General features: G+C 69.0%; 11 protein-coding genes. All 11 read left to right on the forward strand.

Going from position 1 to position 15,660, the window contains the following annotated elements; translation table 11 throughout:
* The first annotated feature begins 235 nt into the window (after positions 1-235).
* The 11 genes from asnB (at position 236) to AC5JJ2_RS01760 (ending at position 15,520) form a co-directional block, all read left to right on the forward strand.
* Positions 236-2,185, forward strand: coding sequence for an asparagine synthase (glutamine-hydrolyzing) (gene asnB / locus AC5JJ2_RS01710; RefSeq protein ID WP_495856237.1), 1,950 nt, complete (start codon positions 236-238; stop codon positions 2,183-2,185).
* Between the two features lie 11 nt (positions 2,186-2,196).
* Positions 2,197-3,225 (forward strand): UbiA prenyltransferase family protein, encoded by a 1,029-nt coding sequence (locus AC5JJ2_RS01715; RefSeq protein ID WP_495856238.1) that lies wholly within the window; start codon positions 2,197-2,199, stop codon positions 3,223-3,225.
* 47 nt (positions 3,226-3,272) lie between these two features.
* On the forward strand, positions 3,273-4,283 hold the full coding sequence (locus AC5JJ2_RS01720) for a polysaccharide deacetylase family protein (protein ID WP_495856239.1): 1,011 nt from the start codon (positions 3,273-3,275) through the stop codon (positions 4,281-4,283).
* Entirely contained in the window at positions 4,264-6,174 is a 1,911-nt protein-coding gene (locus AC5JJ2_RS01725; protein ID WP_495856240.1) for a carbamoyltransferase family protein, read from the forward strand. The genes AC5JJ2_RS01720 and AC5JJ2_RS01725 overlap by 20 nt, the downstream gene beginning before the upstream one ends.
* A gap of 14 nt (positions 6,175-6,188) precedes the next feature.
* The gene (locus AC5JJ2_RS01730) at positions 6,189-7,586 is read left to right on the forward strand and encodes an ArnT family glycosyltransferase (RefSeq protein WP_495856241.1); all 1,398 of its coding nucleotides are present in this window, start codon (positions 6,189-6,191) and stop codon (positions 7,584-7,586) included.
* 14 nt (positions 7,587-7,600) lie between these two features.
* Positions 7,601-8,254 (forward strand): HAD-IB family hydrolase, encoded by a 654-nt coding sequence (locus AC5JJ2_RS01735; protein WP_495856242.1) that lies wholly within the window; start codon positions 7,601-7,603, stop codon positions 8,252-8,254.
* An 11-nt stretch (positions 8,255-8,265) separates the two neighbouring features.
* Positions 8,266-10,149: an asparagine synthetase B family protein gene (locus AC5JJ2_RS01740; RefSeq protein ID WP_495856243.1), complete on the forward strand. Its 1,884-nt coding sequence runs from the start codon at positions 8,266-8,268 to the stop codon at positions 10,147-10,149.
* A gap of 336 nt (positions 10,150-10,485) precedes the next feature.
* On the forward strand, positions 10,486-11,685 hold the full coding sequence (locus AC5JJ2_RS01745) for a glycosyltransferase (protein ID WP_495856244.1): 1,200 nt from the start codon (positions 10,486-10,488) through the stop codon (positions 11,683-11,685).
* Positions 11,686-11,733: 48 nt separating this feature from the next.
* Positions 11,734-12,990, forward strand: coding sequence for an OpgC family protein (locus tag AC5JJ2_RS01750; RefSeq protein WP_495856245.1), 1,257 nt, complete (start codon positions 11,734-11,736; stop codon positions 12,988-12,990).
* A gap of 800 nt (positions 12,991-13,790) precedes the next feature.
* Entirely contained in the window at positions 13,791-14,585 is a 795-nt protein-coding gene (locus AC5JJ2_RS01755; RefSeq protein WP_495856246.1) for a hypothetical protein, read from the forward strand.
* Positions 14,586-14,821: 236 nt separating this feature from the next.
* Positions 14,822-15,520: a class I SAM-dependent methyltransferase gene (locus AC5JJ2_RS01760; RefSeq protein ID WP_495856247.1), complete on the forward strand. Its 699-nt coding sequence runs from the start codon at positions 14,822-14,824 to the stop codon at positions 15,518-15,520.
* Positions 15,521-15,660 lie beyond the last annotated feature (140 nt).

Below are 15,660 nucleotides of genomic sequence, written 5' to 3' on the forward strand. Positions count from 1 at the left end.
CCGTAGTTCCAAGTTTCGGCGACCCGACCCCCGACCGCGGCGGCGGACGCCTCCCCGAAGCAGGTGCGGCCCACCCCCACGGGCGGCGTAACCCACGGGGACGGAGTCCGTAAACCTCGACCCAACAGTCGGTTCCGACGAACGCTTGGACGGCGACGACATCCCCAGACCGCGTCCCCGACCGACGCCGTAACCCTCGCCCCGCCCTCCGCTTTTCCCCCCTGAGACCTACCAGATGTGCGGGATCGCCGGTGTTTTCTTCGCGAACAGCGCCCAAGTTCCGGATAACGCCGCCCTGCGGGCCATGAGCGAGGCCATCGTGTCCCGCGGGCCGGACGGCGAGGGCCTCCGGGCCGAGGCCGGCGTCGGCCTCATCCACCGCCGCCTGTCCATCATCGACATCGGCGGCGGCGCGCAGCCGATGGGCAACGAGGACGGCTCCGTTCAGGTCGTCTTCAACGGCGAAATCTACAACTACGAAAAGCTCAAGGCCGAACTCGAAGCCGCCGGGCACACGTTCAAGTCCCGCAGCGACACCGAGGTCCTCGTCCACCTGTACGAGGACCGCGGCGAGAAGATGGTCGAGCACCTCCGCGGCATGTTCGCGTTCGCCATCTGGGACCGCCGCCGCCGGCGGATGCTGCTCGCCCGCGACCGGATCGGCATCAAGCCGCTGTACATCTACCGCGACGGCGAGAAACTCCTGTTCGCGTCCGAGCCGAAGGCCATCCTCGCGTATCCCGGCTTCCGGCCGGAGATCGACCACGCCGCCCTCGAAGACTTCCTCACCTACGGCAACGTGCCGGGGCCGCGGTCGATCTTCAAGGGCGTCACGAAGCTGCAGCCCGGCCACACGCTGCTGCTCGAACCGGGCCGGCTGGAGTCGGCCCCGCGGTCGTACTGGCGGCTGAAGTTCGAGCCGGACGAGAAGCTGACGAGCGAGGAGTGGGTCGAGGCGATCCAGGCGAAGTTCGACGAGACGGTGAAGGCGCACATGATCGCCGACGTGCCGGTCGGGGCGTTCCTGTCCGGCGGCATCGACTCGAGCGCCGTCATCGCCGCCGCCAGCCGGCAGTACCACGGCCAACTGCGGACGTACTCGATCGGGTTCAAGGAGCACGGGTTCAGCGAGCTACCCTACGCCCGCGCCGTGGCCGAGAGCTTCGGCACGGCCCACAGCGAGCGGGTGCTCATCCCGGACTCCGGCCGGGTGCTCGACGGGCTGACGCAGTGCTTCGACGAGCCGTTCGCCGACCCGGCGGCCGTGCCGACGTTCCTGCTCGCCCGCACCGCCGCCCGCGACGTGAAGGTCGTCCTCACCGGCGACGGCGGGGACGAGGCGTTCGGCGGGTACTCGCGGTACGCCCACGACCTCCGCGAATCGGCCGTCCGGCACATGTTGCCGAAGTGGTTCCGCCAGGGCGTCGTCGGCCCCATCGCGAGCATCTGGCCGCAGACGGCGTGGCTGCCCCGGCCGCTGCGGTTGAAGTGGGCGTTGACGCACCTGTCGATGGACCCGGCGGCGGCGCACGCGAACTCGATCTCGCTCTGCCGCCAGCCGCTCCGCCGCAGCCTGATGGCCCCGGACGTGGTCGCCCGGCTGGTCGGGTACGACCCCGGCCTGACGGTCCGGCTGGCGCACCAGGGGACGTGCCCGAACGACCCGCTCGCCGGGATGCTGGCGGCGGACGTGAGCACGGTCCTGCCGGACGACTTCCTGGTGAAGGTGGACCGGGCGACGATGGCCGCCGGCGTCGAGGCCCGGCCGCCGCTGCTCGACCACGAGCTGTTGGAACTCGCCGCCCGCGTGCCGTCGCGGTTCAAGGTGCGGAACGGCGAGACGAAGTGGATCTTCAAGCAGGTGGCCCGGCGGTCGCTGTCGAGCGACGTGATCGACCGGCCGAAGCACGGGTTCGAGGTCCCGGTCGGCGAGTGGCTGAAGGGGCCGCTGCGGGACCGGTTCACGGACATCGTGCTGGCCCCGAACGGGGCGGTTAGCTCGTTGTTGGACCGCCGCGAGGTGGCGAAATTGTTCGCCCGCCACCAGCGCGGGGCACGGGGCCTCGGGAAGATTCTGTGGTCCCTGCTCATCCTCGGCGACTGGGCCGAGCGCTACCTGACGGCGAACTCGCCGTACACGCCCCCGCCGTTCACCCCGACCATCACCCCGGCCTGCGCCGTTTGAGGACTGGTACCATGCCCACGCTCCAGGAATTGACCGCCCCGGCCGTCGTCGTCCGCGAGGCCCCGCCCGCCCCGCGGCGGTCGGCCCTCGGCGTGCTCAAGGACTACGCGTCCATCGCCCGGCCGGACCACTGGTTCAAGAACGTGTTCATGGCGCTCGGCGTCCTGCTCGCGTTCTTCTACTACCCGCAGTTGTTCACCGTCGCCGCGCTGGCGAGCATCGCCCTGGCCGTGGCCGCGACGTGCCTGATCGCGTCGAGCAACTACACGATCAACGAAATCCTGGACGCCCCGCGGGACCGGCTGCACCCGAGCAAGCAGAACCGCCCGGCCGCGGACGGCCGCATCTGGCTGCCCGCCGGGTACGCCCAGTGGATCCTCCTCGGCGTGGCCGGCCTCGGCCTCGCGAGCCTCATCAACATGCCGTTCTTCTGGACCGGGCTGTCGCTCTTGGTGATGGGCCTCGTCTACAACATCCCGCCGGTGCGGACGAAAGAGCTGCCGTACATCGACGTGCTGAGCGAGTCGGTGAACAACCCGATCCGGCTGTTGCTCGGGTGGTTCGCGGTGACGGCCGGGGAGGTCCCGCCGGTGTCGCTTTTGATCGCGTACTGGATGATCGGGGCGTTCTTCATGGGGGCGAAGCGGTTCGCCGAGTACCGGTACATCGGGGACAAGGAGCGGGCGGCGGCGTACCGGAACTCGTTCCGGTACTACGACGAGAACAAGCTGCTCGTCAGCCTGTTCGGGTACGTGGCGATGTTCGCCCTGTTCCTCGGGGTGTTCATCATCCGCTACCACCTGGAGCTGATGCTCATGACCCCGCTGGTGGCCGGGTTCGTGTGCTTCTACATGTACGTCGCCCTGAAGCCGGACAGCGCGGCCCAGAACCCGGAGAAGCTGTACAAGGAGCGGGGGCTGATGGTGTTCCTGGCGGTGTGCGTGGTGGCGTTCTTCGCGCTGATGTTCGTCCACATCCCCGGCCTGTACCAGTTCTTCAACGTCCAGCCGTCGCCGGTGAACCCGCTGTGGAAGATCTGACCCGGTCCGTCCGGAAACCTCCCCCTAACCGAGCGGGTGACAGTCGCATGGGCCTGGTAGACCCGACCGCTTATACGCCCTACGCGGTGACGGTCGATACCGAAGAAGAATGGGATTGGGACGGCGCGTACCCGACCGAGCGGCCGGGCGTGGAGAACATCGCCCGCCTGCCCGAATTGCAAGCGGTGTGCGCCCGGCACGGGGCGTCGGTGACGTACTTCGTGAACTACGCCGTGCTGGCCGACCCGGTGGCGCGGGCCGTGGTGCTCGACCTGGCCGCGCGACCGGGGGTGGAGATTGGGATGCACATCCACCCGTGGAACACGCCGCCGCTCACCGGGTCGGGCCCCGTGCGGCCGCGGGACACGTTCCTGCACAACCTGCCGCCGGCGGAGGCCCGCGCGAAGTTGGAGGCCGTGTACGACCTGTTCGCCCGGCACGGGTTGCGGCCGACGAGCTTCCGCGGCGGGCGGTACTCGACCGGCCCGGCGATTCAGGACTTCCTGCGGGACAAGGGGGTCGTCGCGGACGCCTCGATTCTCCCGTTCAGTTCCTGGCCGGACGACGGCGCGCCGGACTACCGGCACCGGCGGCTCGACCCCCGGCGACTCCCGCCGCGGCGGCCCGGCGACCCGCCGCTGTGGGAAATCCCGCTGACCCTGGCGTACTCCCGCCGGCCGTTCGGGTTCTGGCACCGGGTCCACGAACTCGTGGCCCACTCGCCGCTGCGGCACCTCCGGCTGATCGGCGTGCTGGACCGACTGGGCGTCGTGCGGAAGTCCTGGCTGAACGTCGAGACACCGCTCGGCCAGCGGCCGGCCCGGTTCCTCCGATCCCTCCGCCGGGCCCGCCCGCGGACGATCGACATTTGCTTGCACAGTTCCTCCCTGATCGCCGGGGGGAACACGTTCACCCGCACGCCGGCCGACCGGGCACGGGTGCTGGCCAACCTCGACGAAGCACTCGGCTGTCTCGCCCAGTGGCCGGAATTCCGACCGGCGACCGTGACCGAAATCGCCACTCTCCTGGAAGAACATCATGCGCGTTCTCGGAATTAGCCCGTTGGACAAGGACTCGACCGTTTCCTTCATGGAAGACGGGCGGGTGGTCTTCGCCTGCGGCGAGGAGCGGTTGTCCCGCGTCAAGTTGCAAGACGGGTTCCCGTACCGCGCCCTCGACCTGGGGCTGAAGCGGACCGGGTGGGACCCGGCGTCCATCGACGCGGTCGCGTATGCGTTCTTCGACGCCGCCGAGGAAGCACGGCTGATGCGGGCGGCCCAGGCGGCGGACGCCGACGCCCATTCCGCGGGATGCACGGCCCCGTCCCTCCGGGCGCTCGGCCGGGCCGAGTCGGGGTACGCCCTCGACCGCACGGTCCGCATTCACGGGCTGACGACCGAAGCGTCCGAGTTCATGCCCCGGAAGGCGTGGTGGAAGAGGCTGGCGTACCGGACGACCGCCCGCGTGCCGCGACTGGACTGGGCGGCCCACCGCCGGGAGTTCCGGGCGTGGGTGGCGGCGGCCGCGGCCGACCACGAGCGGTGGAACCGTGAGTTGGACGCCGGGTTGGCCAAGTACGGCCTGACCGGCAAGCTGCGGCGGTTCCACCACCACGACACGCACGCGGCGAACAGCTTCTATGCGTCCGCGTACGAGTCGGCCCTGGTCGTCACGCTGGACGGGTACGGGTCCGGGTGCTGCGGCGGGGTGTACGTCGGAGACGCCCAGGGCCTCCGGCCGCTGCACCGGTTCGCGTTCCCGAACTCGCTGGGCCACTTCTACGAGCAGGTGACCAGCGGGCTGGGGTTCAAGCCGAGCCGCCACGAGGGGAAGATCGTCGGGCTGGCGGCCTACGGCAACCCGGAGCACCTGCGAGCCGTGTTGCGGGAGCGGTTCGAGTGCAAGGACGGGGACATCAAGATTCGGGCCGGGTTGAACGCCCTGTTCTGCCGGGCCTTGGCCGGCCGGTTCGCCAAGCGGGACATCGCCGCCGCCTACCAGCGGGTGCTCGAGGAGGTGACAGCCGAGACGATCGCGTACTGGCTGAAGCGGACGGGGATGACCCGCGTGGTCATGTCCGGCGGGGTCAACGCGAACGTGAAGCTCAACCAGCGGGTGAAGGAGCTGCCGGGCGTCGAGGGGGTGTTCATCTACCCGAACATGGGGGACGGCGGGTGCGGCACCGGGGCCGCCATGCTTGTGTTCGGGCACGACAAGGTCGCCCGCGGGCCGCTGGAGAACGTGTACTACGGCCCGGACTACTCGGACGCCGATATCCGGAAGGCCCTGGACGCGGCCGGTCTCAAGTACGAGCGGCACGACGACGTGGAGGACCAGGTCGGCGAGTTGCTCGCCCAGAACGCCATCGTCGGCCGGTTCGCGGGGCGGATGGAGTACGGCCCGCGGGCGCTGGGGAACCGGTCCGTGCTGTACCCTGCCACGGAGCCGGAAGTCAACCAGTGGCTCAACCAGCAGCTCGGCCGGACGGAGTTCATGCCGTTCGCCCCGGCGGCGCTGGCCGAGGCCGGGCCGGAACTGTTCAAGAATCTCGCCGGGGCCGAGAAGGCGGCCGAGTTCATGACCGTCACATTCGACTGCACGGAGAAGATGAAGCGGCTCTGCCCGGCCGCCGTCCACGTGGACGGCACGGCCCGGCCGCAGCTGGTCAGCGAGCGGACGAACGCGAGCTTCTACCGCATTCTGAAGGCGTACGAGGCCCGGACAGGGATCCCGGTCGTCATCAACACGAGCTTCAACATGCACGAGGAGCCGATCATCTGCTCGCCGGAGGACGCGGTCCGGGCCTTCCTGCTCGGGAACATCGACTACCTGGCGATCGGGCCGTTCCTGGTGCCGCACCCGAAGCTGTCGGAAAACATCGCCCGGCGGGAGAAAGCCGGCCCGCCCCGGTCCCGCGAACGGCTCGCGCACGCGGCTCCCGCCCTGTAACTCCCATGAGCGACATGCCAACACCCGCGCCCTTCTGGCCGCGACCGCTCCTAACTATCCTCGCCGCAGGGTTCGCCCTCCGGCTGGTGTTGTGGGTCGGCTTCGTCGGCGTCGAACCGCGGATCGCGGACGAGAAGGACTACGTCGAACTGGGCCGGCAGATCGCCGTCACCGGCGAGTACGCGTACCGCCCCGGCGTTCCCACCTCCCTCCGCCCGCCGCTGTACCCGGCGATGATCGCAGCCGTGTACGCAGTCGCCGGGGTGGACAACTTCTCGGCCGTCCGGCTGACCCAGGCGGTCCTCAGCCTGGGAATTTGCGTCCTGATGTACAACCTGGGCCGGCTCGTGTACGGCCCGCGGGCAGGCCTCTGGGCGGCCGGGCTGTTCGCGTTCTACCCGACGTTCCTGGGGTACAACAACCTGATCCTGACGGAGGTGCTGTTCACCTTCTGGACCGTCGCGGGCGCGCTGGCGACGGTCTGGGCCTTACGGCGGGACGACCCCCGCGGCCTGGTGGCCGCCGGCGTTTTGCTCGCCCTGGGCGCGCTGACGCGGAGCATCCTGTACCCGTTCGCGCCGATCCTCGGCCTGTTCTTGCTCGTTACCTGGAGGGGGGGCGCGGCCCGGCGGGCGTTGGCCGTGCTCGCGTTCGCCGTCCCGTTCGCCGCCGTCTTGACCCCCTGGGCGGTCCGCAACACCCGCGTCCATCAGGTGTTCATCCCGGTCGATTGCATGGGCGGGCGGAACTTCATGATGGGCAACTACGAACACACCCCGATGTACCGGTCGTGGGACGCGATCTCGATCACCGGCGACCGGGAGTGGATCGCCGTGCTGAAGGCCCGGCACCCTGGGGAATGGACGGCCACGACGCAAGGGCAGGTCGATCAGCTCGCGATGAAGCAAGCGGTACGGTTCATCTTTGAACAACCCGGACTGACGGCCCGCCGGGACGCGATTAAATTCTTCGACTTCTGGGGTCTCGATCGGGAGCTTATCGCGGCGACGAAGCTCGGCCACTTCGGCCCCGTCCCGCTCCCCGCCCTGTGCGCCCTCGCCGTCGCGGTGTGTGGCAGTTACGTGTTCGTCCTGTTCGCCGGGGCGTTCGGGGCGGCCACCCGCCCGCCGACCGACGGCCGCGTTCACGCCTTCGTCCTCCTGCTCATCGCGTTCGTGTGCGGCGTTCACACGCTGGTGTTCGCCCACTCCCGGTACCACGTGCCGGTCATGCCGTTCGTGATGCTCTACGCCGCGGCCGCACTCACGATGCCGCCGGCCACCGGCCCGCGATACCGCGCCGGTCGGTGGCTGGCGGTCGGATTCTGTGTGCTGATCGCCTTCGGGTGGTGCTGGAATTTGCTCGCGGGGGACTGGAATAAAGTGTTCACCGCCCTCGGTCTCTCGAACTAACCCCGACCCGGACCATGACCCCATCGCCCGCTACCGCCGTGGCCGTGTTCGACCTGGACGGCACGCTCGTCCGCGGGGACAGCTTCCTGCCGTTCGTCGTCGGGTACGCCCGCGCCTCCCGCCGCGTCCGGCCGCTCGTCACCCTCCCCGTCTGGGTCGGGCTGTACGCCGCCCGGATCATCCCGGACCACCGCGCGAAGCAGAACGTCCTCGTCTCCACGTTCCGCGGCCAGCCCCGCGCGGCCGTCGCCGAACACGCGGATCGGTTCGTCGAGGCGTGGATTCGGCCCCGGTTGCACGCCCCCGTGTTCGAGCGGTTGACCGAGCACCTGACGGCCGGCCATCGCGTCATCTTGTTGTCCGCCAGCCCGGACCTGTACGTCGAGGCGGTCGGCCGGGCGCTCGGAATAAACGAGGTCCTCTGCACCCGCGTCCGCGGCACGGCCGACGCCTGGGACGGGGCGCTCGACGGCCCGAACTGCAAGGGCGACGAGAAACTCGCCCGCCTCCGCGGCCACCTCGGGGCCGCCGACTGGCCGGCGGAATCGTTCGCCTACGGCGACTCGAAATCCGACCTGCCGGTCCTCCGGTGGGCGACGCACGGCTTCCTCGTGAACAAGCGGGGCGAACTGTCCCGCGTGACCCCGCGACCGACTGTTACCGCTTAGGATTGTTTCCCATGCCCGGAATCACCGGCCTCGTCGGAACGACGTGCGACACGGAACTGCTGCCGCGGATGCTCGGCCGGATGCGGCACCATTCGTGGTACCAGCAGGACGCCTGGACCAGCGACGACGGCGCGGCCGCCCTCGGCCGCGTCAGCCTCGGGTACGTCAACGCCGCCCCGCAACCGGCCGCCAACGAGGACGGCACGAAGCGGGCGCTGTTGGAAGGTGAAATCTACGACTACGCCACGCTCCGGGCGGAACTCGAGGCCCAGGGCCACCGGTTCCGCACCGACGGCCACGCGGAGTTGCTGCTGCACGGGTGGGAACAATCCGGCGTCGCGTTCGTCCGCCGATTGAACGGGTGCTTCGCCGCCGCCGTCTGGGACGCCGCCGCCGGCACGCTGACGCTGCTCAACGACCGCTTCGGCATGCGGCCGCTTTACTACTCGCACTCGGCCGGGAAGCTCCTGTTCGGGTCCGAGGCGAAGTCGATCCTCGCGGACGGCGACCTGTCGCGGGCCATCGACCCCCGCGGCCTCGCCGAGTTCTTCACGTTCGGCCAGTACCTCGGCGACACCACGTCGTTCTCCGCGATCCGCCTGCTGCCCGCCGCCGGCGTGCTGACGTACTCCACGGCCGACGACCGCCTCGGCCTCACCCGGTACGCCCGGCTCGGCGAGACGTGGAAACTCGGCTCCGCGTCCACGACCGACGCCCTCGACCGGATCGACGACGCCTTCGCGAAGTCCGTCGCCCGCTGCACCACCGGCGCGCCGGGCCTCGGCCTGTCGCTGTCCGGCGGCCTCGACGCCCGCACCGTCCTCGGCCTCATCGACCCGGCGCAGCCGGTCACGACCGTCTGCCTGGGGATGGAGGGCAGCATCGACGTGAAGTGCGCCGCGGAGCTGGCCCGGATCACGAACCGGCCGCACCACATGCACACGCTCGGGACGAAGTTCCTCGACCAGTTCGAGCGGCACATGCGGGACATGGTCCACCTCACGGACGGCCAGTACCTGTGCCAGTGCATCGTGATGCCGACGCTGCCGATGTACCGCGACCTGGGGATCAAGACGCTGGCCCGCGGGCACGCCGGCGAGCTGATGCACATGACGAAGGCGTACAACTTCTCGCTCGACGCCGAGGCGATGGGGCTGACGGCCGCCACCCTCGACGGGTGGCTGTGGAAGCGGCTCCAGGCCCACATGCTCGACGGCGTGGACGGCCTGCTGTTCACGCCCGCGTTCGGCACGGACCTGGACGCCGTCGCCCGCGAATCGCTCCGCCAGAGCATGAAGGACTCGGAAGACGTCCGGCCGCCGGTCCACCGCATCTGGCAACTGTTCGTGGCCGAGCGCATCCGGCGGGAGACGGGGCTGTCGATGACCGAGTTCGGGTCCGTCGTCGAGACCCGCGTGCCGTACCTGGACACGGCGCTGTTGGACGCGCTCATGGCCGCCCCGCCGGAGTTGAAGCTGACGGACACGGTGCAGGCGCACATCCTCCGGAAGCGGCAGCCGAAGTTCCTGGACGTGGTGAACGCGAACAACGGGTCGCGGCTCGGGGCCGGGCCGCTGGCGAAGGCGGTGGCGAAGCTGAAGCTGAAGGTGTTCGCGAAGCTCGGGGTGAAGGGCTACCAGCCCTACGAGCGGCTCGGCCTGTGGCTGCGGCGGGAGTTGCGGCCGACGGTCCAACGGTTGCTGCTGGACGACCGCTGCCTGTCCCGCGGGGTGTTCAACCCGGAGACGGTGCGGACGGTGGTGAACAACCACTTCGCCAACACCCGCAACCACACGTTCCTGCTGCTGGCGATGATGATCTTCGAGCTGGGCCAGCGGGAGTTCGTGGACGGCGACGCGTACGCGAGCGAGGCCGCCCCGGCCGCCGTGGCGTGACGCCGCGGGTGGAAGGTGGGAATGAGATTTTGGCTTTCACCCCGAAGGGGTGGGAGATGTCAGCCCAGGGCAAGGAGCGGAGCGACGCCGCCCTGGGTGGCGGCCGCAACCACCCCGCAGGCTGAAAGCCTGCGACAAGGCGGCCGCAGACACGCCGGACGCCCGCGCCCAGGGCGTTGCCCTGGGCTGAGCGCTCCCACCCCTTCGGGGTGAAAACCGGAATCAAGGCCCTGCCGAACGGGTTCCGTTGATTCCACGCATCATATGTGTCGGGGCGCGAGACCGCCACGGCACGGAAACCGCCAACGTCCTTCGACACGGAATGAAGGCACTCCGATGAACGACGCCCGCCCGGTCGTCTGCCAACTGGTCCACACGCTCAACGTCGGCGGGGCCGAGGTCCTCGCCGGCAACCTCGCGCGCCGCCTCCGCGACCGCTACCGGTTCGTCTTCCTCTGCCTGGACGACCTCGGCCCCGGCGCGGAGCAGCTGAAGGCCGAGGGGTTCGACGTGGAGGTGATCGGCCGCAAGCCGGGGCTGGACTGGCGGTGCCCGCTCCGACTCGCGGCCCGGTGGCGGCACCACGGGGTTCAATTGGTGCAGGCGCACCAGTACACGCCGTTCTTCTACGCCCTGCTCGGCCGGGTGCGGGCCGGCCGCGTGCCGATCGTGTTCACGGAACACGGCCGCCACTTCCCGGACTACCCGCGGCCGAAGCGGAAGGTGGCGAACTGGGTGCTGATGAAGCGGCGGGACCGGGTCGTCGCCGTCGGCCGGTCGGTGAAGCAGGCGCTGCTGGAAAACGAGGGCATCCCGGACCGGAAGGTCGAGGTGATCCCGAACGGCATCGACACCGACCGGTTCGTCCCGTCGCCGGCGGTACGGGCGGAAGTCCGGGCCGAACTCGGCCTCCGGTCGGACGAGTACGCGGTGCTGATGGTCGCCCGGCTCGACCCGATCAAGGACCACCTGACGGCGCTGCGGGCGTGCGTCCGCGCCGGCCGCGTGATCCCCGGCCTGAAGCTCGTCGTCGTCGGCGACGGCCCGGAGCGGCCGGCGATCGAGGCGTTCATCCGGGAACACAAGCTCGGCGGCCTCGTCCGGCTGCTCGGCACGCGGCACGACGTGCCGCGGCTGTTGACCGCGGCCGACACGCTCTTGTTGACGAGCGTGAGCGAGGGGATTCCGCTGACGATCATCGAGGCGATGGCGACCGGCGTGCCGGTGGTGAGCACGGCCGTCGGCAGCGTGGCGGACGTGGTGACGCCGTCGGTCGGTCTACTCGCGGACGCCCGCGACGATGTGGCGGTAGCGGGTCATTTGGCGAACCTCGGCCGGTCGCGGCTGTTGCGGGTCGCGATGGGCGACCAGGGCCGCGCCCGGGCGGTGGCGGAGTTCTCCGAGGCGGTCATGGCCGCCCGGTACGCGAAGCTGTTCGACGCGACGATCGGGAGCGTCGGGACCACACCCGTGGGCCAGACGCCGCGGTCGGTAGCCACGACCGACGTGAACGCGGGGACCGCACCGAATCGGTAGTTCTGCTATTATTGGTTTTGACGCGACGCATACGAGAAGGAGGAGGCGATGCCCAGTCGCCCAGACGCGGGCCGCGACCTGCGGATTGACTTTTTTCGCGGCGTTGTTTTGATCATTATCTTTGTCACCCACACGAACCCCAACCTGTTCAAGAAGCTCGTGCCGACCGCGTTCGGGTTCTCGGACGCGGCCGAGGCGTTCGTGTTCCTGTCCGGGTACGTCGCCGGGGTGGCGTACCTGAAGGTCCTCCGGGCGGGCGGGTTCCGGGCCGTCCAACTGCGGATCCTGAAGCGTTGCGGGACCATCTACGCGGCCCACATCGTCACGCAGTTCCTGTGCGTCGCGCTCGCCCTCCAGTGCGGCCTCGGCCTATCCGACCCGATGGTCAACGCCGGGCTGTTCGAGACCCAGCCGGCGGAGGCCCTCCGGCGCGTGGCGTCGCTGTCGTACTTCGCGTGGGCGTTCGATGTCCTTCCGTTGTACCTGGCGATCCTGCCGTTCCTGCCGGCGGCGCTGTGGGTGGGTACGCGGTTCGGGTTCCGGTGGGTGTTCGCCGCCTCGTTCGTCCTGTACGCGGCGGTACAAGCCGCGCCGGCGGCGGTCGTCTTGCCGTCGGTCTGGGGGGCGACGTGGTACTTCAACCCGTTCGCGTGGCAGTTCCTGTTCTTCCTGGGCACGTGCCTGGCGGCGCGGCCGTCCTTGATCCCCGATACCGCCCGCGAATCCACCGGCCTGTTGGCCGCGGCCGTCGCCTTCCTCCTGACCGCCGCGGTCGTGAAGGTCGGGTACGCGGCCGCGGTCCGGCCGGACTTCTTCCGCGACCTGTGGGCGATCCTCGGGGGGGAAACGACGCTGGCCCTGCCACACCTCCAGATGAACGCGGTGCCGGGCACCCGGAAGGGGCACCTCGGCGTCCTCCGCCTTTTGCACTTCCTGACGCTGGCCTACGTCTGCACCCGAGCGGTCAACGCCGCATGGTGCGGGACCGGGTGGCGGGCGGCCGTGGTCCGGTGCGGCCAGCACTCGCTGGAGGTGTTCTGCCTGGGCACGGTGGCCGTGTACGCGGCCAATGCGTTCCTGGCGACTTACGGGCAATCGCTCGCCTGGCAGTTCGTCACGAACGTGGTCGGGTGCTCGGCGATCCTTGCGGCGGGATGGGTCGCCCACATGTTCAAGCCGCTTGCGACGCTCGGCCGCCCGGCCGTCGAGCCGCCGGCCTCCGCGGCAACTCCGACCGACCTGAGGGTGTTCGAGCGTGTCCCATCGAAGGAGGATGCGTCGTTCAAAGTGGGTGCAGCCTTGTAACGCCATCGGGTAAGATTTACGGTCTCCGCGTATGCACCCGCATTTCTGCCGAGATCGCTTACAAGTCAGGTAAATTTTTTGGTGATTTTCCTTGAAGTGCCCTATCGCCACGGCGGCACATTTGTAAAAATACGACAAATTTAACGATTACGCGGAACTTGCGACAGATTTGCTGCATCAGATGCTTGAGAGTGTTTAGTCGCAACGACTGAAAACTGAGGTACTTACCCCGTGCGTTGGGTTCCCTTCCGAACCCTGGTTTCCTTGCTCGTCTTCACCGCCTTGGGGGTGTTGGACCTCGGCCCCCGCGCGGCCGCGGGGTTCATTTCGACCGCGGATCAGATGACTACTTCCGTTTCGACTACGCTAGCGACCGACGCCCCGACGCCCGTGGTCCCGGCGGTAGTAGACCGCGAATCCGACGCCGTACTCCCGAACCCAGGCTTCGCCCCGAACGGCGGCACGACGAGTTCTCCGAGCAACTCGTCCTCGTCCGTCGGATCCGGGGTCGCGGCCCACGTGCCTTGTCCCCCCTCGTCCGAGTGCGGCCTCGTGGTGTATTTCCGCGAGCCGTCGGCCCGCCTTCGGCTCTCGAAGTTCATCGACGCCATTCTCGACCCCCCGCGCGCGATCTGATCGCGCACGCCGTGCGTGCGAGTCCATTCGGCGACCCCGGCCGTCCGGTGCGGTTGCCAATGCCCTCCGCTCACAGAGCGTAGTCTCCTGGGGTTCTTTCCAAATACCTGTATCCTCTCGGGCCGCCAAGCCGCCCGGTCGAGGATCGAATAAGGGTTCAATCCATGCGTAAGTTCTTCCTGCTGGCCGCGGTCGCCGTCGCCAGCGTCCTGTCCCTCGGCACGTCGGCCGACGCCGCGTTCCGGATGCGGGTCGAGTCCGGCACCACGACCGGGCCGGGCGTGGTCATCACCGACGGTGCCTTGGGCAACGAAACCGGCATCGCGGATGGGGGGGCCGGGACCGATAACCTGATCATCGTCACCTCCGTCGGCGGGTTGCCTGGGTTTGCCGTTTCTGTCACGACCGGTACTAGTTCGCCGTTCTTGGCGGCCCCCACGTTTTTCGAGGCGATCGACTTGAACAACGTGTCGATCAATGCGTCCGGTGAGGGTACGTTGCGAATGATCCTCGTCCGAAGTGATTTCGGGGCCGCCACCCCGGACGGTCTCGTCGGGTTCCGCGTCGAATTGGGTGGTACGCTCTCGGCTCCCGCCGGTTCGACCATCACGTTCGATTCCTACGGCGACGACTCCAACACGATCCCGGACCTCGGCGTGGACGTGAACCCGGTCGGTGCCCTGGCCCCCGTGACGGGCATTCCGGCCCTGCCCACGATCACCCACTCGTTCGGCGTCGGTGCGTTTAGCGCCGCCAAGGAAGTCAACTTCATCCAAAGCGGTACCTTCTCGGTGTACACGGTCGTGACGGTGAACTTCACCGGCGCGGGTAGCGTCAGCTTCAACAACACGGTCGGCACTTCGCCGGCCCCGGCCGGGCTACTGCTGGCCCTGACGGCCGCCCCGGTCCTGGGCGTCGGGGCGTGGATCCGCCGCCGCCGGAGCGGGGTCGCGGCGTAAGTCGCGACCCGGTCGGCCGATCTTACTGTCCTCGGGCGGGTGCCGGTGGCAACACCGGCACCCGCCCTCTTTTCTCTCGCTTCAGCCTTGCCTCACGTCCTTCGCACCTGACCGCCACCCTGTGCCGCCGCCCTCCCCCTGCGAGGGCACGCCGCCCGATTCGATCGTCCCACGCCGTTACGGAGGCGAGGACCGTCCCTGCGCGAATCCCCGGATGCCACCTGGAGAACAACCCCATGCTCGTCGAGAATCTGGACCGCGTCGAAGCCCCCAAGCCGATTTCGTTGCCACCCGGCCTCAAAGTGAATGTCGGGTGCGGCCCGGTCCAACCGGCCGGGTGGGTCAACATGGACAACAGTAACCGCGCCTGGCTGGCGAAGCGGCTGTGGCCCGTGGACCGGTTCCTGGTCAAGTGCGGCGTCCTCCCGCCGACAGAGTTCGGCCGGAACGTCACGTTGCACAACTTGCTCAAGCCACTGCCGTTCGCGGCCGGGTCCGTGTCGTGCATCTACGCCGGGGAGGTGTGGGAGCACTTCGAGTACGCCGACGCGGCCCGACTCACGGCCGAATGCTTCCGCGTGCTCGCCCCCGGCGGCGTGCTCCGGGTTCGCGTGCCGGACGGCGTCTCGTTCTGGCGGCAATACCTCAATCTGGTGGAGGCGGAACTGGCCAAGCCGCGGGAGGAGTGGTCGGCGAAGAAGGTCCGCGACCACGTCCAGATGTACTTCGACCACATCCAGACCCGCAAGTCGGTGCTCAAGTCGATCGGCCACAAGCACAAATGGGATTTTGACGAGGTGCAGCTGATCAAACTGTTCGAGGACAACGGATTCCGGTCGGTCGAACGGCGGAATTTCCGCGACAGCCGAATCCCGGACGTTGATCGGGTCGAGAACTATTGCTTCTTAATCGTCGAGGGGGTGAAGCCGGATTGACCGGCGTGCGGGAACGGTTCTGGGTCCGCGGTACTGGCGTCGGGGGGGGGGGGGGGGGGACCCCCGCCCCCCCCCCCCCGGGGCCCTTGGTGGGGGGGGGGGCCCGCCCGGTCCGCCGGGGGGCCCCCCCCCCCCCGGGC

It is taken from the genome of Limnoglobus sp. (genome assembly GCF_059499385.1).